Below are 21,948 nucleotides of genomic sequence, written 5' to 3' on the forward strand. Positions count from 1 at the left end.
GATGACCACAACGAACCAGGTCGCCATCGAGGCGGTCGGCTTGGTCAAGAAATATGGCGACACCACCGCCCTCGCCGGCGTCGACCTGAGCGTGCCGACCGGCACCGTGCTCGGCGTGCTCGGGCCGAACGGCGCCGGCAAGACCACCGCGGTCCGCATCCTCGGCACCCTGATCCGCCCGGACGGCGGCCACGCCATGGTCGGCGGGTACGACGTCGTCCGCGACGCCGGCAAGGTCCGCGGGATCATCGGCCTGACCGGGCAGTACGCCTCGGTCGACGAGGACATGTCCGGCCGCCGGAACCTGGTCATGATCGGCCGGCTGCTCGGGTACTCGCGGGCGCAGGCCCGGGCCAAGGCGGACGAGCTGCTGGAGCGGTTCGAGCTGACCGGCGCGGCGGAGCGGATCGCGAAGACGTACTCCGGCGGTATGCGCCGCCGGCTCGACCTGGCCGCCAGCCTGGTCGGGAACCCGAGCATCCTCTACCTCGACGAGCCCACCACCGGTCTCGACCCGCACGCCCGCAACGGCGTCTGGGAGACGGTCCGGAACCTGGTGCTCGACGGCACCACGGTGCTGCTCACCACGCAGTACCTGGAGGAGGCCGATGCGCTCGCCGACTCGATCGTGGTGTTCGACAAGGGCCAGGTCGTCGCCTCCGGGCGGCCGGCCGAGCTCAAGGCCCAGGCCGGCCGGCAGTCGCTCGACGTACGCCCGGCCGAGCCCGCGCACCTCGAGCGGGTCGCCGCGATCGTCGCCGAGTCGGTCGGCGTCCGCCCGACCGTCGACGTGGTCAACACCCTGGTCAGCGCACCGGTCAGCGACGGCACGCCGATGCCGGTGGTGGTACGGCGCCTCGACGAAGAGGGGATCGCGGTCACCGAGCTGGCGCTGCGGCTGCCCAGTCTGGACGAGGTGTTCCTCGCCCTCACCGGGCATACCGCCGAGGAGAAGACGCAGGACGCCGTACTGGAAGGAGTGGGTCGATGACCACCGCAACACTGGAAGCCCCGGCCCACGCGGGCCGCCGGAGCCGGCCGTTCGCCTGGGTCGAGCAGAGCCTGACGCTTGCCTGGCGCAACATCGTCCGGATCCGGCAGAACCCGGAAGCGCTGGCGGACGTGACGTTCCAGCCGATCATCTTCCTGGTGCTGTTCCTGTTCGTGTTCGGCGGCGCGATCGCCCAGGGCGGGACCTGGCGGGACTACCTGCCGTTCCTGCTGCCGGGGCTGCTGGTGCAGACCGTGGTGTTCTCCACGATGGGCACCGGTGTCGGGCTGAACGACGACTTCGCCAAGGGCGTCTTCGACCGGTTCCGGTCCCTGCCGATCGCCCGGGTGGCGCCGCTGATCGGCGCGGTCCTCGGTGACGCGGTCCGGTACACGCTGTCGATTGTGATCTTGATGAGCACCGGGTTCGTGCTCGGGTTCCGGTTCCAGAACGGGGTCGGCTACGGCCTGCTGGCGCTGCTGATCGTGCTGCTGTTCGCGCTGTCGATGTGCTGGATCTGGGTCTGGCTCGGGCTCACGCTGAAGACGGCGCAGGGGGTCCAGGGCATCGCGTTCCTGGTGATGTTCCCGCTCACCTTCGGCAGCAACGTGTTCGTGCAGACCAGCACGCTGCCGGGGTTCCTGCAGGCGTTCGTGAACGTGAACCCGGTCAAGTACCTGGTCGATCTGATGCGGGCGCTGATGCTCGGCGGCGACATCCAGAAGCCGCTGCTGATCACCCTCGCCTGGATGGCCGGCCTGATCGCGGTCTTCGCACCCCTGGCGATCCGCGCCTACCGCCGCCGTACCTGATCATCCGACGGATAGGGGCCGGGGACGTTCCCGGCCCCTATCGTCAGTAGCGATCGATTCGATCAACAATCATCGCTTTTCGCAATGGTGTTGCCGACCCTAGTGTCGATGACATGGAACCGGCACCCGAGCAACTGTCCAGCCCTCGCGGCACACCCCTGACAGCGCTCACCTGGGCGGACGCGCAGACGCGTGTTGCCGAGGCGGAGGACTTCCTGCTCGCGACGACCGACCCGGATGGGCGGCCGCACGTGGTGCCGGTGCTGGGGGTGTCGCTCGACGGAACGTTCTGCTTCGTCACCTTCCGGCGGTCCCGCAAGACCCGCAACCTCGAGCGGAACAACGGCTGCGCGGTCACCGTGCCCGGTGCCGAGGTCGACCTGGTTCTCGAAGGGACTGCCGATCGCGTTCGGGACGGAGCCCGGCTGCAGGCGATCGCGGACCTGTTCCCGGTCAAGTATCCGTGGTGGCATCCGTTCGTCAGGGACGGCGAGTTCTACGATCCGGCCGACCTCGATCCGCGGCACGTCTACGCGGTCGAGCCGGCACAGGTGTTCGCCTTCGGCAAGGAGCACGGGTTCAGCGCCACGCGTTGGCGCAGCTAGATCTGTCCATGGCGTCCGTCAGAGTGGCGGTATGACGACCAGATGGACGATGACGATCGACTGCGCGGACCCGGGCCGGCTCGCGCGGTTCTGGGGTACGGCGCTCGGCTACGTGGGCTCGGATCCGCCGACGGGCTGGGACACCTGGGAGGCGTTCCTGACCGACCAGAACGTGCCCGAGGACGAGTGGAACGACGGCGCCAGCCTGTCCGACCCGAACGGCGTGCTGCCCGCCATCTCGTTCCTCAAGGTCCCCGAGCCACGCACGGTCAAGAACCGCCTGCACCTGGACCTCCAGGTCAGCGGCGGCCGCGCCGAACCCCAACCGCTGCGAGAACAACGCATCCGCGCCGTCGCAGCCACCCTCGTCGAGGCCGGCGCCACCATCGTCCACGAGATCCGCAAAGACGCCTCCCCCGACCTCGACCACCTCTGGATGGCCGACCCCGAAGGCAACGACTTCTGCGTCGTCTGAGACCTGCCGGCCGACGTTCACCAAGCCGATCAGGCCAGGTGTCCTGGGAGCAAGCCAGTTCCCGCAGAAGATCCTGGACTCCGTGGGCTCGGTCGTCCACAAGCCCCAGGACTGGTGAAAAGCAGAAGCCCCACCGAAGTGGGGCCTCGCGCCCAGCCACCGAAGCAACTGGGGGAATAGTCAGAGCCTAACCGACGAGCAGACCCCGGGCAACTGAGGACACTCAGTGCAGGTGTTCGCCGAAGGCCAATGGGTCGCGGGTGCAGAGGTAGGTTGCCCAGTGCAACTTTGTTGGGGTGCCGGTGGCGTCTCGGGTGATGCGGAGGAGTTCGCCGGTTTCGCGGCCGGAGGTGGTGCGGTAGACGTCTTCGGACAGGCGGGTGAAGACGGCGGGGGCGAGGTGCTCGGCTGCGGCGGGGGACTTGGCCTGGAGCTCGCCGGCCTTGACCGAGAAGACGAACGGGGTGCCCTCGGAGAACCAGGTGCCGAGGACGCCGACGAGCTCGTCCGGCACCGTCGTACCGGGGACCCAGGGGTCGGCCGGGAGCGGGTCGTCCTCGAGGACCTTGATGATCAGGTCGGTGGCCAGCAGGCCCGGCGCCGGCGCGGAGGTGGAGCTCTGCAGTGCGATGCCCGCAGTACCGGAGGGCCGGTGCACGAAGGTCGACGTGATGTGACCGGGCATCCCGCCGTCGTGGCCGACGAAGATCCGGTCGCCGCGGCGCAGCAGCATGAAGCCCAGGCCGAAGGCGAGTTGCCAGCGGTCCAGGTCGGCCATGATTTGCACCTGGCACATCTCGTCCAGGGTGTCCTTCGACAGCACCTCGTCGACCGGGTTCGCGACGAACATGGCCCACTTCGCCAGGTCTTCCGCCGTACTCGCGAGCCCGCCGCAGGCGTCCATCGAGCCGAGGTTCAGCAGTTGCTCGCGGACCGGAACGTCGGAGAACGGCGGCACGTAGTAGCCGACGGCTGTCGGTCCGCCGTCCATGCCGACCGTCGTACGGCGCATCTCCAGCGGATCCAGGATCCGGGTCTTGATCGCGTCGTACCAGGAGCGTCCGTCGAGGCGGGCGACGATCTCGCCGAGGAGTGAGAAGACCAGGTTCGAGTAGTGGAACCGGTGGTGCGGCTTGCCGACCCGCTCGGCGTCGTTCCAGCCCGAGACCAGCTCGGCGCGGTCCGGGAACTTCATCACGTCCCAGACGTCGCCGACCGGCTCGCGCTGCATCCCGCTGGCGTGGCTGAGCATCTGCCGCACGGTGATGCCCTCGTGCTTGCTCTCCGGGATCAGCTTCTCGACCGGGTCGTCGAGGGTGAGCTTGCCCTCGTCGCGCAGCGCCATGATCGCGACCGCGGTCAGCGTCTTGCTCTGCGAGGCGATCAGGAACTGCGAGTCGGCCGTCGGCGGCACACCGGGAGCGTCCAGGTCGGCGGATCCGGCCCCGTGGGACCAGGCCAGCGCCCCGTCCCGGGCGACGGCTCCCACGACGCCGGGCACGCGCCCCTTGGTCTGACGTTCCGCGACGAGGCGGGTGAGCGCAGTCTGCGTCTGCGCGGCGATATCTGTCACGACTGCCGACTGTAAGGGAAGGCAATGACAAACGGCAGGGGTATTTGGGTGGGCTCATGTGCGAGGCTGGTCGGGTGCGCATAGCGGTGCTTGGGCCTCTCGCGATGTGGGCGGCCGACGGGACTCCGCTGGACGTCCGCGGAGTCCGGCTGCGCGGACTGCTCGCCCGGCTCGCGCTGAGCGCGGGCAAACCGGTCAGCGTCGAGACTCTGGTCGACGGGCTCTGGGGCACCGAGGCGCCCAGCGCCAACGCGCTGCAGTCCCTCGTCTCCCGCCTGCGCGCCGGCCTGCCCGCCACCGAGTCGAGCATCGCCGTCCAGTCCGGCCCGGCCGGCTACACGCTGACCATCGGCCCGGACTGCGTCGACGCCCTCCAGTTCGAGGACCTGGTACGGCGCGGCCGCGGGCTGATCGGCTCCGACCCGGAGAAGGCGTGGACTCTGCTCACCCAGGCGGACAAGCTCTGGCGCGGTGACGCGCTCACCGACCTCCGCGACCTGCCGTTCGCTGCCATCGAGGCCGACCGCCTGGCCGAGCTCCGGCTCGCCGCCACCGAGCACCTCGCCGAGGCCGCAGTCAGCTGCGGTCACGCCCGCGAGCTGATCGGCGAGCTCGAGGGCCTCGCCACGGCCCACCCGCTGCGCGAGCGACTGCACGAGCTGCTGATCAGAGCCCTGTACGCCGACGGCCGCCAAGCCGAGGCGCTGGCCGCGCACGAGCGAGTCCGCGAGACCCTGGCCGACGAGCTCGGCGCCGATCCCGGGACCAGGCTCCGAGATCTGCATGTCGCAGTACTGCGGGGTGACTCGATCGATCCGCCCGCCACGACGACCGCCGTACCTGCGCCGGCCGCTCCGAAGCCGCGCAGCAACCTGCGTGCACCACTGACCAGCTTCGTCGGGCGGCGGGATGACGTGACCGAGCTGGCCCGCCTGGTGAGCGACGGGACGCGCCTGGTGACCATGGTCGGCCCTGGTGGCGCAGGGAAGACCAGACTGGCGACCGAGACCGGGCGCTCGCTCATGGAGCAGAGCGGCGACGGGATCTGGTTCGTCGAGCTTGCGCCACTCGGTGATGCGGCGGACGTCGCGCCGGCTGTGCTGTCCGCGCTCGGCGCGACCGAGTACGTCGAGGAGCTCAGTACGGCGCTCGCCCCCAAGCACTTCCCGACCAGCCGGGCAGCAACGCAGCGACTGGTCGAGGTGATCGCCGATCGCCGCATCCTGCTCGTGCTCGACAACTGCGAGCACCTGGTCAACGAAGTCGCCGGTCTGGTCGACTCGCTGCTCGCGGCCTGCCCACGGCTGCGGGTGCTCACCACCAGTCGCGAGCCGCTGAGCATCCCGGGCGAGCACCTGCATCCGGTCGGGCCGCTGGGCCTGCCGCCCGAGGACAACGACGCCGACGGCGACTACCCGGCGATGCAGCTGTTCGTCGACCGGGCCCGCGCCGTACGCCCCGACTTCATGCTCACCGACACCAACCGGGCAGCGGTCGCCGAGATCTGCCGGCGGCTGGACGGGATGCCGCTGGCGATCGAGCTGGCGGCGGCGCGCCTGCGGGCGCTCACTCCGGCGCAGATCGTCGACAAGCTGGCGGATAGGTTCCGCTTGCTGACCAGCGGATCGCGTACGGCGCTGCCCCGCCACCAGACGTTGCGTGCAGTCGTGGAGTGGAGCTGGGAGCTGCTCGACCCGGAGGAACAGGCGGTCGCGCGGCGGCTGTCGCTCTTCTCCGGCGGTGCGACGCTCGAGGCCGCCGAGCAGGTGTGCAGCGACGACAACCTGCCGCCCGAGTCCGTGCTCGGCGTACTGGCGTCCCTTGTCGACAAATCACTCGTCGAGGCAGCGGCCGACGACCGGTCCGTGCGCTACCGCATGCTCGAGACGGTCCGCGCGTACGCCGCCGAGCAGCTGCAGGACTCGGGTGAGTACGGGTACTTCCGGAACGCACACACCAAGTACTTCAGCCGCCTGCTCCGCCAGGCCCGGCCGAAGCTGCGGTCCGCCGAACAGATCCAGTGGATCGCCCGGCTGACCGCGGACAACGAGAACCTCGTCGACGCTCTGCGTACGGCGATCGACAGCGGCTCGGCTCGGTCGGCCGTCCAGCTGGTGGCCGCGCTCGGCGAGTACTGGAACATGTGCGGTCGCCCGGCCGAAGGTGTCACGTGGATGCGGGCGGCGCTCGCCGTACCTGGTCCTAGCTCGCCGCTGGACCGGGCTACGGCGTTGATGCTGTTCTCGCTCGGCACGCTGTCGAGTGGTGAGGACCCGACCGACTCGTTCCCGCAGGCGGTGCGTGGGCTGGCCGAGGTTCGCCTGCTGAGCCGACGGCACGAGCAGGTCGCGAGCGCGGGCGTCGGCCTGTTCACGAACGCGGTCTGGTCGGCGATCCGGCGCGACAAGGCGGCCTGCTTCAACACCTTGCAGATCGCCCGCGAGCACCAGGACCCGTGGACGCGCAACATGGGCGTGATGATGACCGCGATGTTCCGCGAGAACGAGGGCGACGTCGACCAGATGGCCGCCGACCTGACGCTCGCGCTCGACGGGTTCCGGGTGATCGGCGACCGCTGGGGCATCTCGCTCGCCCTCCGCGGCCTGTCCAGCTACCTGGGCATCCAGGGCGACCACGAGCGCGCCCTCGAAGCGCTGGACGAGTCGATGAGCCTGCTCGAGGAGCTCGGCACCGTCGAAGGTGTCCCGCAGATCCTCGGCCAGAGCGCGATGAGCCGGATCGAGCTGGGCGACCTGGAGGGCGCGCGGGCCGACCTGCAGCGGGCGATGCGGCTGGCCGAGGAGACCGGTTCGCGCAGCGGCCAGGGAATGGCGTACGCCGGGATGTCGCGCATCGCGCTGCGGACAGGCAAGCTCGACGAGGCCAGGGAGCTGGCGGAGCGCGCGTACTCGATGCTCGACCTCGAGGCCGAGCGGATGGCGCCGCACGGCCAGGCGATGATGCTGTCGCAGCTGAGCCGGGTGAGCGTCGCGCGTGGCGAGCTCGATGACGCCGTCGCCTACAGCCGCCAGGCGATGGAGCTGGGCCTGAGCACCGACGACATGCCGGTGGCGTCGGTGATCGTGGAAGGCGCCGCGGAGGTGGACCTGCTCGCCGGAGACACCGAGCTCGCGGCCCGGACCCTCGGCCTCGCCGCGGCGATGCGTGGCATGCGCAGCATCCCCACCGCCGACGTCCGCGCGAGCTTCGACCGACTGCGCGACGTACTGGGTGCGAGCGCGTTCGAGCAGGCGTACGACGCCGGCGCGTCGCTCCCGCGGGACGAGGCCCTCGCCGAGCTCCGCAAGCGCTTCAGCTCGTCATGAGTTGGACGGCCAGGTCGCGGAGCGCCTGCTGCACGGTCTGCTCGGGCGGCCGCGGGTCGGCCAGCATCCAGTCGTAGACGACGGTGTTCACCGCACCGAAGAAGCACAGACCGAGGAACCGGAAGTCCTTGTCCTTGATCTCGCCACGCCCGACCGCGGTGCCACCGAGCTCCTGCACGCTGCCGATCATCAGCTCCCGGAACGCGATCCGCTGCTCCTCGACCGCGGGACTGGTCCCGACCACTTCGACGAACGAGATTTGGGCCCGGCGCAGGTCTTCCATGATCGTGCGCAGGTAGCTGTCGACCGCCGCCTCGATCCGCTCGCGGATCGGCCGGCCGTCGGTCTGGCGCAGCGCGTCGCCGGTGCTGCGCACCGCGAGCTCGATCACCTGCGCGTGCACCGCGAGCAGCACGGCTTCCTTGTTCTGGAACTCGTGGTAGAAGTGCCGGGTGGACACTTTCGCCTGTGTGCACAGGCGTTCCACGGACGTCGCGGGATAGCCTTCGGTCCCGAACAACTCCAGCGCGGCGGCCAGCAACCGCTCGCGCCGCGCAGCCTTCCACTCCTCGACTGACCGCCCGGAATAACGGCGTACGGAGGGTTCCCTCATCACACCTCTTGTCGCTACCCCGTGCCAGATGCCGGACATCCTATCCACCACTCGGCGTCACTGTCGCGGGTCGCCAGGCCATCACAGATCGCGGACCGGAGCAGGGCCGAGCGTCACCCGGTCCTCGTGGTCGCGATTGTGATGGCCTGGCGGTCCGCTCACCTCAGTCGCCGGTGGCGCCGTCGAGCACCTCGCGGATGATGTCGAGGTGCCCGAGGTGCCGCGCGGTCTCCTCGATCATGTGGCAGAGGATGTACCGCACCGACGCCCGGCCCGCCTCGCGGACCACGAGCCGTTCCACGTCGTCGAGCGCGAAGCCGGCGACGATCTCGTTGGACCGCTTGCACTCGGCGTCGTACTCGTCGAGCAACTGCGCGAGCGGTACGTCGTCGACGAACATCTCGGCGTCCGGATGGCCGCCTTCGGTCCACGGGGTCTGGCCGGTGTCCGGCGTACCGAGGAGGTTCTCGGTGAACCAGGAGTACTCGACCCAGCGCAGGTGCGCGACCAGCCCGGCCACCGTCATCAGCGGTGACGTGGGCAACAACTTGCGATGGGCATCGATCTCGCTGAGGCCCGCGCACTTCGGCCGGACCAGCGATCGCTGATGGTCGAGCCAGCCGACCAGTTGGGCGCGTTCGTCGCCGGTCAGTGGTGGCCTCATGTGGGGTCCGCCATCCGCACGTAGCCGGTACGGCCGTCGAGGAGTTCGCGGATGATGTCGAGGTGGCCGACGTGTCGCGCGGTCTCCTCGATCATGTGGCAGAGGACGTACCGCAACGAGGCCGCCTTGTCTGCCGGTTGCCCGCGTTCGACGGTCTCCAGCGGGAGGCCGGCGATTGCCGCGTTGGATTGCTTGCACTCGGCGTCGTACTCCTCGAGCAACCGGGCCAGCGGCACGTCGCCGACGAACATCTCCGCGTCGGGATGCCCGTCCTCGGTCCAAGGGGTTTGGCCGGTGTCCGGTACGCCGGCCACGTTGAGCTGGAACCACGCGTACTCGTTCCAGCGCAGGTGCGCCACCAGCCCCGCGATCGTCATCAACGGCAACGTCGGCAGAAGCTTGCGGTGGGCATCTTCTTCGGAGAGTCCTTCGCACTTCATCCGGACGAAGGAACGTTGCAGGTCGAGCCATCCGATCAGCTGAGCGCGCTCGTCGGCGGTCAGCGGCGGACGCAGTACTTCGGTCATTCAAAGCTCCTGTGAATGTGGAGCCACCCGGTCTCAGCCGCGGGTACGGCGGACGGGCGGCACGACGGTCGGACTGCACATCGCGCTCACCTCCTCTCCACCAGTTGACAGCACCATATCCGCCCGACGGCCCGGTCCGGAACTCGGTTTCTGGCAGTCTTGGTCCGGACAGCGCCCGCACCGCGCGAAGAGGTGAGACGTGGACCCACGGTTCGACCTTCCGCTCTACACCCGCGCCGAGGTCGCGCTTCACCTGGGGTTACCACCCACCACTCTGGGCGACTGGCTCCGGTCCGGTGCCCTGGAAGCGCGCAGCGGCGGGCGCGGCGAGCCGACCATCACGTTCGCCGGCCTCGTCGAGACCCACATGCTCCGGCACCTCCGCCAGGCCGGCCTGTCCCTGCAGGCGATCGGCGAAGCCGCCGTCGCCCTGCGCTCCCGTGCCGGCCGCCACTACCCGCTGGCGTGGTCCGGCCTGGCCCACGATGGCCGCGACCTGCTGATCGAGATCGCCGCCGAAGGTCGCGAGCAAGGCTGGGAACGCATCCGCGACAGCCAAGGCGGCCTCCCCGGCGTCCTCCGCCGCGGCTCAGCCGCGATCACCTGGTCCGACGACGGCTACGCCGCCACCCTCCGCCTCGTCATCTACCACGACATCGACGTCATCGTCGACCCCCGCCGCTCCCACGGCCAACCCCTCGTCGCCGACTCCGAGGTCCGCGTCGAAGAGGTAGTCGACCAAGTCCGCACCGGCACGACGTACCGCGACCTGGCGGCCAAACACAACCTCGAAGACTTCGAAGTAGAAGCCCTCGTCCGCCCACCCACCTTCCGCCGCCCCAAACACCCCCAACCCGAACCCCTCCTGTAGGCGGTTCTGTGGATAGCCGAACGCATACTGTCCGCCCGGACTGGCATCCTGGTCATCGACAGGCTGTGATCACGGAAGGAGGTGGTGTGGATGGATCCGCGATTCGACCTGCCGATTCTCACGCGCGCAGAGACAGCGAGCCACCTGGACCTACCTCCCTCGACCCTCGGCTACTGGGTGAAGACACGAGCGCTCCAGGTCGTCGAGCGACAACGAACCAGCGACGCGTCGATCACCTTCGCGAGCCTGGTCGAGACGCATATGCTTCGCCAACTGCGGCAGTCCGGTCTGTCTCTGGGTGCGATTCGCGACGCTGCGATCCGGCTGCGCAACGAGCTCGACAGGCCGTATCCGCTCGCCTGGCGACGTATCGCCCACGATGGACGCGACCTCCTGGCTGAGATCGCGGCCGAAGGCGAGGGCGCTTCATGGGAGCGAATCCGCGACAGCCAAGGCGGCCTGCCTGGCGTAGTCGAGCTCGGGCTGAAATCCGTCGAGTGGGCGCCCGACGATTACGCGAGCAGACTTCGGCTGGTGGCGTATCGAGGGGCCGACGTCGTTGTCGATCCCTTGGTCTCCTTCGGGCAGCCGATTCTGGCAGGCGTCGGTGTGCGCGTCGAGGATGTGGTCGACCTGGCACGGGCGGGCGAGCCCTACCAGCTGATCGCCGACGAGTTCGGCATCCAGACCACCGAGGTCGAGGCCCTTGTCCGGCCCCACATCCGAGCAGCCTAGGTTCTACATCGACGTCGGTCTTGGCGGCATCGCGATCCCTCACCTGGTTCGTCGACTGGGCAGCGAAGCGTTGACCAAGCACGAGGTGTTCGGACGTCGGACCGTCGAGGACACCGAATGGACTGCCTGGGCCGATGCTGAGGATCTCGTCGTGCTGACGAAGGACGATGCGATCCGGAGGCGACCGCTCGAGCGTGCCGCGCTGGCCAGGTCGGGTTTGCGAGTCTTCTGCTTGACCAACGCGAACCTCACGAAGGCGGAGCAGGTCTTGCGGTTCGAGTGCTTGTGGCCGGCCCTCTCAGGCGGTGCGAGCAGCCCGGTCCGTTCGTCTGTGGCGTGTACGCCGACCGGCTGCAGGACCTGCGTTTCTAGCAGTCGGCCGCCTTGGACTGTGGTGACGCCCCTCTGGTGGGGTCGAACAGCGAATGGCCTGTGGATGGTCACCAGTTCCTGTCCGAGCCCTCGGTTCGAGTCGGAGTCTGACGGTCACCGCCGATGCGACAACCGCCGGGCCGGTGGGACAGCCCGCCTACGGACCACGTCGACCGGGTGGTCGATCGCGTGCGACGGAGGAGCGCGCAGACCCGGCGGTAGCCGGAACGCACGGCGGTAGCCGGAACGCACGGCGGTAGCCGCGCGTGAGTCAGAGTCCGCGGTTGTCTTTGATTCGTTTGGCTTTGCCTAGGGAGCGTTCCAAGGTGTGGGGTGGGAGTACTTCGACGGTGGCGGTTACGCCTACTCGGTCCTTGATTCGGCGGGTCAGGTGGGCTGCGGCGGTATTGCGATCACCCAAATCGGGGGTGGCTTCTACCTGGACGGTCAATTCGTCGAGGCGGGTGGGGCGGGTGAGGATGCAGAGGTAGTGCGGGGTGAGGCCCGGGACGAGCAGGATCTGTTCCTCGATCTGGGTGGGGAAGACGTTGACGCCGCGGACGATCATCATGTCGTCGGTGCGGCCGGTGATCTTCTCCATCCGGCGCATGCCGGGGCGGGCGGTGCCGGGGAGCAGGCGGGTCAGGTCGCGGGTGCGGTAGCGCAGGACGGGGAATGCTTCCTTGGTGAGGGTGGTGAACACCAGTTCGCCGACCGAGCCGTCGGGGAGGACCTCGCCGGTGACGGGGTCGATGATCTCCGGGTAGAAGTGGTCTTCCCAGATGTGCAGGCCGTCCTTGGTTTCGACGCATTCCTGCGCGACGCCCGGCCCCATCACCTCGGACAGGCCGTAGATGTCCACGGCATGCATGCCCGTCCGCTCCTCCACCTCCAAGCGCATCTGCTCGGTCCAGGGCTCGGCGCCGAAGATCCCGATGCGCAGCGACGTGTCGCGGGGGTCGAGGCCGCGGGACTCCAACTCGTCGACGATGGCGAGGAAGTACGACGGGGTGACCATGATGATCCGGGCGCCGAAGTCGCGGATCAGATCGACCTGCCGTTCGGTCATCCCACCAGACACCGGTACGACGGTGCACCCGAGCCGCTCGGCGCCGTAATGAGCGCCCAGCCCGCCGGTGAACAGACCGTAGCCGTAGGCAATATGGCACACGTCGCCCGCCCGGCCACCGGCAGCACGGATCGACCGCGCCATCAGGTCGGCCCAGTTGTCCAGGTCGCGCCGGGTGTACCCGACCACCGTCGGCCGTCCCGTCGTACCCGAGGAGGCGTGCACCCGCACCACTTCAGACCGCGGTACGGCGAACATCCCGAACGGATAGTTCTCCCGCAGATCCGCCTTCGCGGTGAACGGCAGCCTGCTCAGATCCGACAACGATCGCAGGTCGCCCGGCTCGAATCCCACCGCGGACAGCGCGGCCCGGTAAAGCGGCACGTTCTCGTACGCCGACGCGACCGTCGACTGCAGCAGAGAAAGCTGACGGGAGCGGAGCTCGTCGACGGACAGCCGCTCGCCGTCGTCACGCAGGTCCTCGGGACAGGGCTCGCCGAGCATCACGACACCTCCAGGTCACGGACGAGCGAGCAGGGTCGCGATGCCCTGGCCCACTCCGATGCACATGGTGGCCAGCGCGTACCCGGCGTCGCGGTGGCGACGCTCGAGGGCAGCGGTGAGCGCGAGCCGAGCGCCCGACATCCCGAGCGGATGGCCGAGCGCGATCGCGCCGCCGTTCGGGTTCACGTGCTCGGCGTCATCGGGCAGACCGAGCTCCCGCAGTACGGCGAGGGACTGCGACGCGAACGCCTCGTTCAGCTCGATCACGCCGACGTCCGACAGCGCGACACCGGACCGGTCGAGCAGCTTGCGCGTGGCCGGGGCCGGGCCGATTCCCATGATCCGCGGTGGCACGCCGGCCGCCGCCGTACCGACGATCCTCGCCAACGGTGTGACTCCGAGCCGCTCGACGGCCGCACCGCTCATCACCAAAAGAGCGGCCGCACCGTCGTTCACGCCGGAGGCGTTGCCCGCAGTGACCGTGCCGGGTGAGCGGAACGGCGTCTTGAGCCCGGCCAGCGCCTCGAGCGAGGTCTCCCGCGGGTGCTCGTCGACCTCGACGACAGTCACAGCGCCTCGCTTGCCCGGGACCGAGACCGGCACGATCTCCTCGGCCAGCCGCCCGTTCGCCTGCGCCTTCGCCGCGCGCTGCTGGCTGCGCAGGGCGAACAGGTCCTGGTCCTCGCGGGAGACGCCGAAGTCCGCGGCGACGTTCTCGGCCGTCTCCGGCATCGAGTCGATCCCGTACTGCTGCTGCAGCACCGGGTTCACGAACCGCCACCCGATCGTGGTGTCGAAGATCTCGGCCTGCCGGGCGAACGCGGTCGTTGCCTTGGGCATCACGAACGGCGCCCGCGACATCGACTCGACGCCGCCGGCGACCACGATCTCGTTGTCTCCGGCAATGATCGACCGGGCCGCCGACGCGACCGCGTCCAACCCGGATCCGCACAGCCGGTTGATCGTCGTACCAGGCACCTCGGCGGGAAGGCCGGCCAGCAGCACCGCCATCCGGGCCACGTTCCGGTTGTCCTCGCCGGCCTGGTTCGCGCAGCCGAGGATCACGTCGTCGATCATCGCGGGGTCAAGAGAAGAGTGCCGGCCCAGCAGAGCGGACACGACCCCAGCGGCCAGATCGTCGGGGCGGACGGGTGCGAGCGCACCGCCGTACCGGCCGATCGGCGTCCGCACCCCATCAACCAGAAACGCCTCACGCGTCATGACTCTTCCTCCGGGGAAATGATCGTGCCGGACAACTGACGGCTGCGGCCGCGGAACTCGGCGATCACCTCGTCGCCGCGCCGGACGGTCACGTCGTAGATCGCGTTCCGGCCGTACGACGTCCGCTCCCGCGCCTCGGCGACGAGCACGTCACCATGCTTGGCCGGGGCGACGAAGACGATGTCGCAGGTCTGCGCGACCGTGACCTGGTTGCGCGAGTTGCACGCGAACGCGAACGCGGAGTCGGCCAGGCAGAACACGAATCCACCATGCGCGATACCGTGCCCGTTCACCATGTCCTCGCGCACCGGCATCTCGATCCGGGCGAATCCGTCGCCGACCTCGGCCAGCCGCATCCCCAGGCCGGCGGAGGCGGTGTCCTCCGCCCACATCGCCGCGGCCACCCGGGCCGCCAAATCGTCAGCCATACCTGCCCTATCGAGAAGAAGGCTTGTGACACTCTATCCCCGGTCGCGGCATCGACTGTAACATCACAGACGCAGACCCCGAGCTTGGAGGACCCATGACCGACTGGCTGGCGACCCACCGCGAGCGCCTCGACGACGCGCTGAAGGCGATCCGCGGCCGCGGCTACCACTCCGCCTTCCCGGAGTCGCCCAGTCCGCGGGTGTACGGCGAGACCGCGGCCGCCGACGGCAAGGCCGCGTTCGAGGCCTACCTCGGTACGACGTTCCCGCTGGAGATCCCGGGGTCGCGCGGCGAGGTGGTCACCGAGCACTCGCCCTACGGCATCAAGCTGGACATCGCTTACCCACGCATGGTCGAGGACGGTCTCGACGACCTGCTCGCGGCGGCACAGGCCGGGCTCAAGGACTGGCGCAACGCCGGGATCGACGGCCGGACCGGCGTGACGCTGGAGATCCTCGACCGGCTGCACAAGCGCGTCTTCGAGCTGGCCAACGCGGTTCAGCACACCAGCGGCCAGGCGTTCGTGATGGCGTTCCAGGCCGGTGGCGCGCACGCGCTGGACCGGGCGCTCGAGGCGGTCGCGTACTCCTACGAGGAGATGAACCGCTACCCGGCCGCGGCGACCTGGGAGAAGCCGGCCAAGGGCGACCCGATCCGGATGGAGAAGACGTTCACCGTCGCCGGTCGCGGTGTCGCGCTGGTGATCGGCTGCAACACGTTCCCGACCTGGAACTCCTGGCCCGGCCTGTTCGCGTCGCTGGTCACCGGCAACGCCGTGGTGGTCAAGCCGCACCCGCTGGCCGTCCTGCCGCTGGCGATCACCGTCCAGGTGTGCCGCGAGGTGCTCGCCGAGGCCGGCCTCGACCCGAACCTGGTGACGCTGGCCGCCGAGCGGGCCGGCGACGGCCTGGCCAAGCCGCTGGCGACCCGGCCCGAGGTCAAGCTGGTCGACTTCACCGGCGGCAGCGAGTTCGGCGAGTGGCTGGAGCAGAACGCGACCCAGGCGACCGTCTTCACCGAGAAGGCCGGCGTGAACGCGGTCATCATCGACTCGACCGACGCGTTCAAGGCGCTGACCGGGAACCTGGCCTTCACCCTGTCGCTGTACTCCGGCCAGATGTGCACCACCACCCAGAACCTCTTCATCCCGGCCGGCGGCATCGAGACCGACGAGGGCCGCAAGTCCTTCGAGGAGGTCGGCGCCGGGATCGCCGGCGCGATGGGCAAGCTGCTCGGCGACGACGCCCGCGCGGTCGAGATCCTCGGCGGCATCGTCAACCAGGCCGTGATCAGCCGGCTCGAGCTCGCCCCGGAGTACGGCGACGTCGTGCTCGAGTCACGCTCGATCCAGCACCCGGCCTTCCCGGACGCCCTGGTCCGCACGCCGCTCCTGGTCGCGATCGACGCCAAGGACGAGGAGGTGTACGGGCGCGAGTGCTTCGGGCCGGTGTCGTTCCTGGTCAAGACGGCCGACACCGACGAGTCGATCGACCTGTTCCGCAAGACCGTCACCGACGGCGGCGCGATGACGGCCGGGATCTACTCGACCGACGCCAAGACCCTGGACGCGGCGCGGGAGGCCGCCCTGGACGCGGGGGTCGCGCTGTCGGAGAACCTGACCGGTCAGGTGTTCGTCAATCAATCGGCTGCTTTCAGCGATTTCCACGGCACCGGCGCCAACCCGGCCGCCAACGCGACATACACCGACGGCGCTTACGTTGCGAGTCGCTTCCGCGTCATTCAGTCTAGGCGTCATGTCTGATGGTGCGTCTCTGCAGGAAGTTCTGACCTACTACCGCAGCTGGCTCGCGTTCAGACAGCGCTATCTGCGGGTGCCGGGCGTGCAGGCGGCCGTGTTCGCGAACGGCTCGGTCGCCCTCAGCGCGGCGTACGGTCTGGCTGACGTGGAAGGCGCCGTACCGCTGACCGAACGGCACCTGTTCCGGATCGCGTCGCACTCGAAGACGTTCACCGGGACGGCCGTGCTGCAGCTGGTCGAGAAGGGCCGGCTGCGGCTCGACGACAAGGCGGAGATGCACGTCACCGAGCTGGTCGACGCGCCGGCCGGCAAGCTGACGTTGCGGGATCTGCTGAGTCATGCCGGCGGCCTGACCCGGGACAGCGACGACGCGGACTTCTGGCAGCTCGCGCAGCCGTTCCCCGATCGCGACGAGCTGCTCGCAGTACTGCGGTCGCCGGAGGCCGCGGTGATCGCGGAGCACGAGCGGTTCAAGTACACCAACATCGGCTACGGGCTGCTCGGGCTGGTGATCGAGGGCGCGACCGGCCGGTCGTACAACGACCATGTCCGGACCGAGATCGTCGAGAAGCTCGGGCTGTCCGACCTCGGACCCGAGCTGGATCCGGCGCGGAGCGCGGAGTACGCCACCGGCTACAGCTCCCTCGCGTACGCCGACACGCGCGTGCCGATCGACCACGTCGACACCCAGGCGCTGGCCGCCGCGACCGGGTTCTACGGCACCGCGACCGACCTGGTCACGTACTTCTCCGCGCACTTGCCCGGCGACGACCGGCTGCTGACCGACTCGTCGAAGCGCCAGATGCAGCACGCGCAGTGGAGCGTCGGGACCGACGACTGGCCGAAGTACGGGCTCGGTCTGCAGCTGGCGAAGGTCGGCGACCGGGAGCTGTTCGGGCACGGCGGCGGCTACCCGGGGCACATCACGCGGTCGCTGGTCGACGGCAAGGCCGGGATCGCGGTGTCGGTGCTGACGAACGCGATCGACGGGCCGGCGCAGCAACTGGCCGAGAGCCTGTTCAAGCTCCTCGACCTGGCGCAGGCGAAGAACCGCCCCGACCAGTCGGCCGACCTGAGCCGCTTCACCGGACGGTACGCCGGGCTCTGGGGCGTCACCGACATCGTCGAGCTCGGCGGGCGGCTGTACACGGTCGATCCCACGCTGGGCGACCCGGCAGACAAGGCCCCGACGCTGGAGGTCGACGGCGACACCCTGCTGGTGACCGAGGACCACGGCGGCGGGTCCTACGGCCAGCGCTACCACTTCACGTTCGGCGCGGACGCCCGCCCGGAGTCGATCCGGTCCGCCGGCGGCCTGCGGATGCAGCCGATCGAACAGTTCGCCCTGCCGTCGCGGGTGACAGTCGGCTGAGTACCGTTCTGGCATGACGATCCACGGCGATCATCCGTTCCTGCCGTCCGAGTCCGAGCGGAGCCCGGTACGGCGCTTGCGCGGCCGGCTGGCGTCGCCCGTCGGTCTCTGGACCACCGCGTACGACGGCAGGCGGGCCGGCCTGACCGTGGCGTCGATGATCGTGGCGGACGGTGACCCGGGGTATGTCGTCGGCCTGATCGACCCGGACTCGGACCTCTGGGAAACGTTGCGGCAGGCAAGAACCGCGGTCGTCGCCCTGCTCGGCGAACCGCATCGCCAACTGGCCGACGCGTTCGGCTACGTCGCCCCGGCACCGGGCGGTCCGTTCAAAATGATCGACTGGACCGACACGGAATGGGGCCCGGCACCGGTCGGCGTCGAGACCTGGGCGGGCTGCACCCTGGTCACCCCAGACCCACCCGAGGTCGGCTGGGCTCTCCAGGTCCAGCTCGAGATCGCCCACGTCGAGCTCTCGCCCGACGAGACCCCTGCGCTGGTCCACCGCCGCGGCCGCTATTACACGCTCTGACCCCGGATCCGCTTCGCCTCCCGGTCCTGCAACTCCTCACCCTGGACCAGGAACCGGTGAATCGTCTCCAGCTCCGCCCGGGTGTAGCGAGACAGCACCGCCGTCCCGGCCGGCCTGACCGGGCCGTACAGCTTCTCTACCCGCCCCGCCACCAACGGCGTCGCCGTCACCAGCACCCGGCGCCGATCAGCGTCGTCCTTCGTGCGTCCGGCGTACCCGAAGCTCTCCAACCGCTCGATCGCAGCAGTCGTCGCGGCCGGACTCAACCCCGCCTCGACCGCGAGCTGCCCCGCGGTCAGTCCGCCGCTGCGCAGCAGCAACCCGATGCACAGCAGATCGGTCCGATTCACACCGAGCGCCGCAGCGGCCGCGGCGTCCACCCGATCAGTGGCGTTCTGGAACCGCACCACGGCCTCGGCGATCTCCCCGATCAGGTTTTGTTTCGACACTCGAAATAGTCTACCCTCGATCCAATGTTTCGATCGTCGAAATAAATCGGAGGTTGCGATGGCTGCCACGACGCCTTTGCCCGGCTGGCTGAAGCCGGTGAACCGGCTGGTCAAGCTGCTGTCCCGCGCCGGGCTGCCGCTCGGCACCATCCACGTGCTGTCCGTGCCCGGCCGCTCGAGCTGCGCGATGCGTACGACGCCGGTCTCGCCGCTGACCGTGGATGGCCGGCGCTACATCCTGAGTCCGGTGCCGACCTCGGACTGGGTGCGTAACGCACAGGCGGCCGGGTGGGGCGTGCTCGCGGCCGGCCGGAAGTCCAGGCGGGTCCGGTTGGAGGAGGTCGTGGATCCGGCCGAGAAGGAGGCGGTGCTCCGGGCGTTTCCGGCCGAGGTCCCCAACGGTGTGCCGTTCTTCATCCACGTCGGCGCCGTCACGAGCGCGGACCCGGACGAGTTCGCCGCGGCCGCGCCGGGATCGGTGGTCTTTCTCGTAGTGTGAGGCCATGCGAGCCACCACGATCCATGCGCCGTACGACGTCCGGCTGAGCGACGTCGCCGATCCGAAGCTCGACGGGCCGACGGATGCGCTGGTGAGGGTGGTTGCCTCGTGCATCTGTGGGTCGGATCTGTGGCCGTACCGTGGGGAGAACAAGATCCGGCCGGGCAGCCGGATCGGGCACGAGTTCGTCGGCATCGTCGAGGAGATCGGCAGCGACGTCCGCACGGTCGAGCCGGGTGACTTCGTGGTCGCGCCGTTCGTGGTGAGCGACGGGACCTGCCCGCACTGCCAGGCCGGCTACCAGACCGCCTGCCAGAACCTGGTCGGCTATGGCAGCAGCCGGGCCGACGGCGGCCAGGGGGAGTACGTCAAGCTTCCGTACGCCGATGGCACGCTCGTCGCCACGCCGGAGCCGCCGGACGACTCCCTCGTCCCGTCGCTGCTCACGCTGTCCGACGTGATGGGCACCGGCTGGCATGCGGCGCGGGCCGCCCGGGTGAAGGCCGGTGACACGGTCGTGGTGGTCGGAGACGGCGCTGTCGGGCTGTGCGGCGTACTGGCTGCTTCGCGGATGGGCGCCGAGCGGGTGGTCGCCCTGTCGCGGCACGAACCACGGCAGAAGCTTGCGGCGAAGTTCGGTGCCACGGACATCATTGCCGAACGCGGAGACGCGGCGCGGGACGCCGTACTGGAGTTGACCGGTGGGGTCGGGGCGGACGCCGTACTGGAGTGTGTCGGGACCGGGCAGGCGATGACGACCGCCTTCGACGTCGCGCGGGCCGGGGCAACGGTCGGGTTCGTGGGAGTGCCGCACGGGGTCGAGGTGCCGATCCGCACGATGTTCAGCCGCAACGTCGGGCTGGCCGGCGGGATGGCGCCGGTGCGGGCATACCTGCCCGAACTGATGGCCGACGTGCTGTCCGGAGAGATCAACCCCGGCCTGGTGTTCGACTCCGAGCTCCCGCTCGCCGATGTAGCCGAGGGCTACCAGGCCATGCACGAGCGCCGCGCGATCAAGGTTCTGCTCACACCGTAGTCACAAACGCGCAATCTCAGTGCGCGCGGTGCCCGGTCGGGCGCTCGATGTGCGCGCTCTCACACGTGAGCCCCACCGGGGGTCACGGCTGCGCAACGCGGTTGCGCGGATCGTTGACACCTGGCGCGCGGCGTGCCCAGAGTTGGGCCGTCAAGGGGGCATCGTTGTCACAGGCGGCTCCATCAACTGATCGGAGAGTGAAAACATGCGTGGTGGTCTGAGCAAGGCCGTCGCGGTGCTGGGTGCGGCGGGTCTTCTCGCGGTCAGCGCCTGCGGGAACAGCGACGATGGTGGCGACGGAGGGGACGCGGCCGCGACCAAGGACGTCACCGTCTTCACCTGGTGGGCAGACGGTGGTGAGAAGGCCGGTCTGGACGGCCTGGTCTCGGTGTTCGGCACCGAGTGCACCGACTTCAAGTTCGTCAACTCCGCGGTCGCGGGTGGCGCCGGCTCGAACGCGAAGCAGGTGCTGGCCAACGACCTGCAGGCCGGCAAGCCGCCGTCCACCTTCCAGGCGCATGCCGGCGCCGAGCTGAAGGACTACATCAACGCCGGCCAGGTCGACGACGTCAGCCAGCTGTACAAGGACTTCGGGCTGGACAAGGCCTTCCCGCAGAACCTGATCGACAACCTGACCGTCGACGGCAAGATCTACTCGATCCCGGCCAACGTGCACCGCGCGAACGTGGTGTGGGCCAACCCGACGGTGCTGAAGAAGGCGAGCATCGACGGCGCCACGGCTCCGGCCAGCGTGGACGCCTGGATCGCCGACCTCAACAAGCTGAAGGCCGCCGGGGTGAAGGCGCCGCTGGCGATCTCCAAGGGCTTCGCCCAGCAGATGCTGGTCGAGGCCGTGCTGCTGGCCGAGCTCGGGCCGGACAAGTTCACCGGGCTCTGGGACGGCAAGACCGACTGGGCCGGCGGCGACGTGACGGCCGCGCTGAACAAGTACAAGACCCTGCTCGGCTTCACCAACGCCGACCGCGAGGCGATCGACTGGCCGGACGCGCTGGGGTACGTGAACAAGGGCCAGGCCGGCTACACGCTGATGGGTGACTGGGTCGCCGCGCAGCAGCTGGCCGACAAGGTGCCGGACACGGCCTACACCTACTGGCCGGCTCCGGGTACGGCGGGCAACTTCCAGTACCTGGCGGACTCGTTCACGCTGCCGACCAACGGGCAGAACCCCGACGGCGCCAAGTGCTGGCTGAAGGTCACCGGCTCGGCCGAGGGGCAGAAGGCGTTCAACACCAAGAAGGGCTCGATCCCGGCTCGGTCGGACGCCAACCCGGCGGACTACCCGAAGTACCAGCAGGCGGCGATGGCGGACTGGAAGAAGGACAAGATCGTCCCGTCCTGCGCTCACGGTGCCGCGTGCACGCTGGGCCAGAACAACGACATCCTGTCCGCGATCAGCCAGTTCAGTGGCAGCCAGGACGTCGCTCAGTTGCAGCAGGCGCTGGGCACCGCGATGAAGACGAGCTGATGCGAGGCGAGTTGCGGACCGGTCCTCG

The 21,948-nt window shown here is 69.3% G+C and carries 22 protein-coding genes; 14 read left to right on the forward strand and 8 right to left on the reverse strand.

Features of this window, described 5'->3' with window-relative positions:
- Nucleotide 1: 1 nt before the first annotated feature.
- From ACIBGM_RS09560 to ACIBGM_RS09575, 4 genes are all read left to right on the forward strand, one after another.
- Nucleotides 2-991: an ATP-binding cassette domain-containing protein gene (locus tag ACIBGM_RS09560; protein WP_396385048.1), complete on the forward strand. Its 990-nt coding sequence runs from the start codon at nucleotides 2-4 to the stop codon at nucleotides 989-991.
- The gene (locus ACIBGM_RS09565) at nucleotides 988-1,803 is read left to right on the forward strand and encodes an ABC transporter permease (protein ID WP_396385049.1); all 816 of its coding nucleotides are present in this window, start codon (nucleotides 988-990) and stop codon (nucleotides 1,801-1,803) included. The genes ACIBGM_RS09560 and ACIBGM_RS09565 overlap by 4 nt, the downstream gene beginning before the upstream one ends.
- Nucleotides 1,804-1,916: 113 nt before the next feature.
- The gene (locus ACIBGM_RS09570; protein WP_396385050.1) at nucleotides 1,917-2,408 is read left to right on the forward strand and encodes a pyridoxamine 5'-phosphate oxidase family protein; all 492 of its coding nucleotides are present in this window, start codon (nucleotides 1,917-1,919) and stop codon (nucleotides 2,406-2,408) included.
- Nucleotides 2,409-2,439: 31 nt separating this feature from the next.
- The gene (locus ACIBGM_RS09575; RefSeq protein WP_360514398.1) at nucleotides 2,440-2,883 is read left to right on the forward strand and encodes a VOC family protein; all 444 of its coding nucleotides are present in this window, start codon (nucleotides 2,440-2,442) and stop codon (nucleotides 2,881-2,883) included.
- A gap of 223 nt (nucleotides 2,884-3,106) precedes the next feature.
- Here ACIBGM_RS09575 and ACIBGM_RS09580 read toward each other — a convergent pair whose 3' ends face one another.
- Entirely contained in the window at nucleotides 3,107-4,456 is a 1,350-nt protein-coding gene (locus tag ACIBGM_RS09580) for a serine hydrolase domain-containing protein (RefSeq protein ID WP_396385051.1), read from the reverse strand.
- 56 nt (nucleotides 4,457-4,512) lie between these two features.
- Between ACIBGM_RS09580 and ACIBGM_RS09585 the strand changes: the two genes are divergently transcribed.
- Nucleotides 4,513-7,782, forward strand: coding sequence for a BTAD domain-containing putative transcriptional regulator (locus tag ACIBGM_RS09585; protein WP_396385052.1), 3,270 nt, complete (start codon nucleotides 4,513-4,515; stop codon nucleotides 7,780-7,782).
- Here ACIBGM_RS09585 and ACIBGM_RS09590 read toward each other — a convergent pair.
- The 3 genes from ACIBGM_RS09590 to ACIBGM_RS09600 form a co-directional block, all read right to left on the reverse strand.
- Complete coding sequence (locus tag ACIBGM_RS09590; protein ID WP_360514407.1) at nucleotides 7,769-8,395, reverse strand: TetR/AcrR family transcriptional regulator; 627 nt, start codon at nucleotides 8,393-8,395, stop codon at nucleotides 7,769-7,771. The genes ACIBGM_RS09585 and ACIBGM_RS09590 overlap by 14 nt on opposite strands.
- A gap of 163 nt (nucleotides 8,396-8,558) precedes the next feature.
- Nucleotides 8,559-9,059 carry a DinB family protein gene (locus ACIBGM_RS09595; protein WP_396385053.1) on the reverse strand — a complete coding sequence of 167 codons (501 nt, stop codon included), beginning with the start codon at nucleotides 9,057-9,059 and terminating at the stop codon, nucleotides 8,559-8,561.
- Entirely contained in the window at nucleotides 9,056-9,586 is a 531-nt protein-coding gene (locus ACIBGM_RS09600; protein ID WP_396385054.1) for a DinB family protein, read from the reverse strand. Before ACIBGM_RS09600 ends, ACIBGM_RS09595 begins: the two co-directional genes overlap by 4 nt.
- A 199-nt stretch (nucleotides 9,587-9,785) precedes the next feature.
- Here ACIBGM_RS09600 and ACIBGM_RS09605 point away from each other — a divergent pair, with 199 nt between their 5' ends.
- The 3 genes from ACIBGM_RS09605 to ACIBGM_RS09615 all read left to right on the forward strand — a co-directional run bounded on the left by ACIBGM_RS09605 (nucleotide 9,786) and on the right by ACIBGM_RS09615 (nucleotide 11,805).
- Entirely contained in the window at nucleotides 9,786-10,457 is a 672-nt protein-coding gene (locus tag ACIBGM_RS09605) for a DUF433 domain-containing protein (RefSeq protein ID WP_360514416.1), read from the forward strand.
- Between the two features lie 90 nt (nucleotides 10,458-10,547).
- Nucleotides 10,548-11,192, forward strand: a complete 645-nt coding sequence (locus ACIBGM_RS09610; protein ID WP_360514419.1) for a DUF433 domain-containing protein — start codon at nucleotides 10,548-10,550, stop codon at nucleotides 11,190-11,192.
- A complete protein-coding gene (locus tag ACIBGM_RS09615; RefSeq protein WP_396385055.1) occupies nucleotides 11,164-11,805 on the forward strand; it encodes a hypothetical protein in 642 nt (213 codons plus the stop codon). The genes ACIBGM_RS09610 and ACIBGM_RS09615 overlap by 29 nt, the downstream gene beginning before the upstream one ends.
- Before the next feature lie 30 nt (nucleotides 11,806-11,835).
- Here ACIBGM_RS09615 and paaK read toward each other — a convergent pair whose 3' ends face one another.
- Genes paaK through paaI form a run of 3 tightly spaced genes read right to left on the reverse strand, consistent with a single transcriptional unit; the run spans nucleotide 11,836 to nucleotide 14,786 of the window.
- On the reverse strand, nucleotides 11,836-13,137 hold the full coding sequence (gene paaK, locus ACIBGM_RS09620) for a phenylacetate--CoA ligase PaaK (protein ID WP_396385056.1): 1,302 nt from the start codon (nucleotides 13,135-13,137) through the stop codon (nucleotides 11,836-11,838).
- A 15-nt stretch (nucleotides 13,138-13,152) separates the two neighbouring features.
- On the reverse strand, nucleotides 13,153-14,358 hold the full coding sequence (gene pcaF / locus ACIBGM_RS09625) for a 3-oxoadipyl-CoA thiolase (protein WP_396385057.1): 1,206 nt from the start codon (nucleotides 14,356-14,358) through the stop codon (nucleotides 13,153-13,155).
- Nucleotides 14,355-14,786, reverse strand: a complete 432-nt coding sequence (gene paaI, locus ACIBGM_RS09630; RefSeq protein ID WP_360514431.1) for a hydroxyphenylacetyl-CoA thioesterase PaaI — start codon at nucleotides 14,784-14,786, stop codon at nucleotides 14,355-14,357. The genes pcaF and paaI overlap by 4 nt, the downstream gene beginning before the upstream one ends.
- Nucleotides 14,787-14,881: 95 nt before the next feature.
- On the opposite strand from paaI, the gene paaN reads away from it, so the two are divergent.
- Genes paaN through ACIBGM_RS09645 form a run of 3 tightly spaced genes read left to right on the forward strand, consistent with a single transcriptional unit; the run spans nucleotide 14,882 to nucleotide 18,450 of the window.
- Nucleotides 14,882-16,549 (forward strand): phenylacetic acid degradation protein PaaN, encoded by a 1,668-nt coding sequence (gene paaN, locus ACIBGM_RS09635; protein ID WP_396385058.1) that lies wholly within the window; start codon nucleotides 14,882-14,884, stop codon nucleotides 16,547-16,549.
- Nucleotides 16,542-17,918, forward strand: a complete 1,377-nt coding sequence (locus tag ACIBGM_RS09640; RefSeq protein ID WP_396385059.1) for a serine hydrolase domain-containing protein — start codon at nucleotides 16,542-16,544, stop codon at nucleotides 17,916-17,918. The genes paaN and ACIBGM_RS09640 overlap by 8 nt, the downstream gene beginning before the upstream one ends.
- A gap of 13 nt (nucleotides 17,919-17,931) precedes the next feature.
- A complete protein-coding gene (locus tag ACIBGM_RS09645; RefSeq protein ID WP_396385060.1) occupies nucleotides 17,932-18,450 on the forward strand; it encodes a flavin reductase family protein in 519 nt (172 codons plus the stop codon).
- On the opposite strand, the gene ACIBGM_RS09650 is transcribed toward ACIBGM_RS09645, so the two are convergent.
- Nucleotides 18,438-18,899 carry a MarR family transcriptional regulator gene (locus ACIBGM_RS09650; RefSeq protein ID WP_396385061.1) on the reverse strand — a complete coding sequence of 154 codons (462 nt, stop codon included), beginning with the start codon at nucleotides 18,897-18,899 and terminating at the stop codon, nucleotides 18,438-18,440. The genes ACIBGM_RS09645 and ACIBGM_RS09650 overlap by 13 nt on opposite strands.
- 58 nt (nucleotides 18,900-18,957) lie before the next feature.
- On the opposite strand from ACIBGM_RS09650, the gene ACIBGM_RS09655 reads away from it, so the two are divergent.
- From ACIBGM_RS09655 to ACIBGM_RS09665, 3 genes are all read left to right on the forward strand, one after another.
- The gene (locus ACIBGM_RS09655; RefSeq protein WP_396385062.1) at nucleotides 18,958-19,398 is read left to right on the forward strand and encodes a deazaflavin-dependent nitroreductase; all 441 of its coding nucleotides are present in this window, start codon (nucleotides 18,958-18,960) and stop codon (nucleotides 19,396-19,398) included.
- Nucleotides 19,399-19,402: 4 nt separating this feature from the next.
- Entirely contained in the window at nucleotides 19,403-20,434 is a 1,032-nt protein-coding gene (locus tag ACIBGM_RS09660) for a zinc-dependent alcohol dehydrogenase family protein (RefSeq protein ID WP_396385063.1), read from the forward strand.
- Nucleotides 20,435-20,639: 205 nt separating this feature from the next.
- A complete protein-coding gene (locus tag ACIBGM_RS09665) occupies nucleotides 20,640-21,920 on the forward strand; it encodes an ABC transporter substrate-binding protein (RefSeq protein WP_360514453.1) in 1,281 nt (426 codons plus the stop codon).
- Nucleotides 21,921-21,948: the final 28 nt, after the last annotated feature.

Origin of the sequence: Kribbella sp. NPDC050470, assembly GCF_044458365.1 — a bacterium.
In the GTDB taxonomy this organism is placed as follows: domain Bacteria; phylum Actinomycetota; class Actinomycetes; order Propionibacteriales; family Kribbellaceae; genus Kribbella.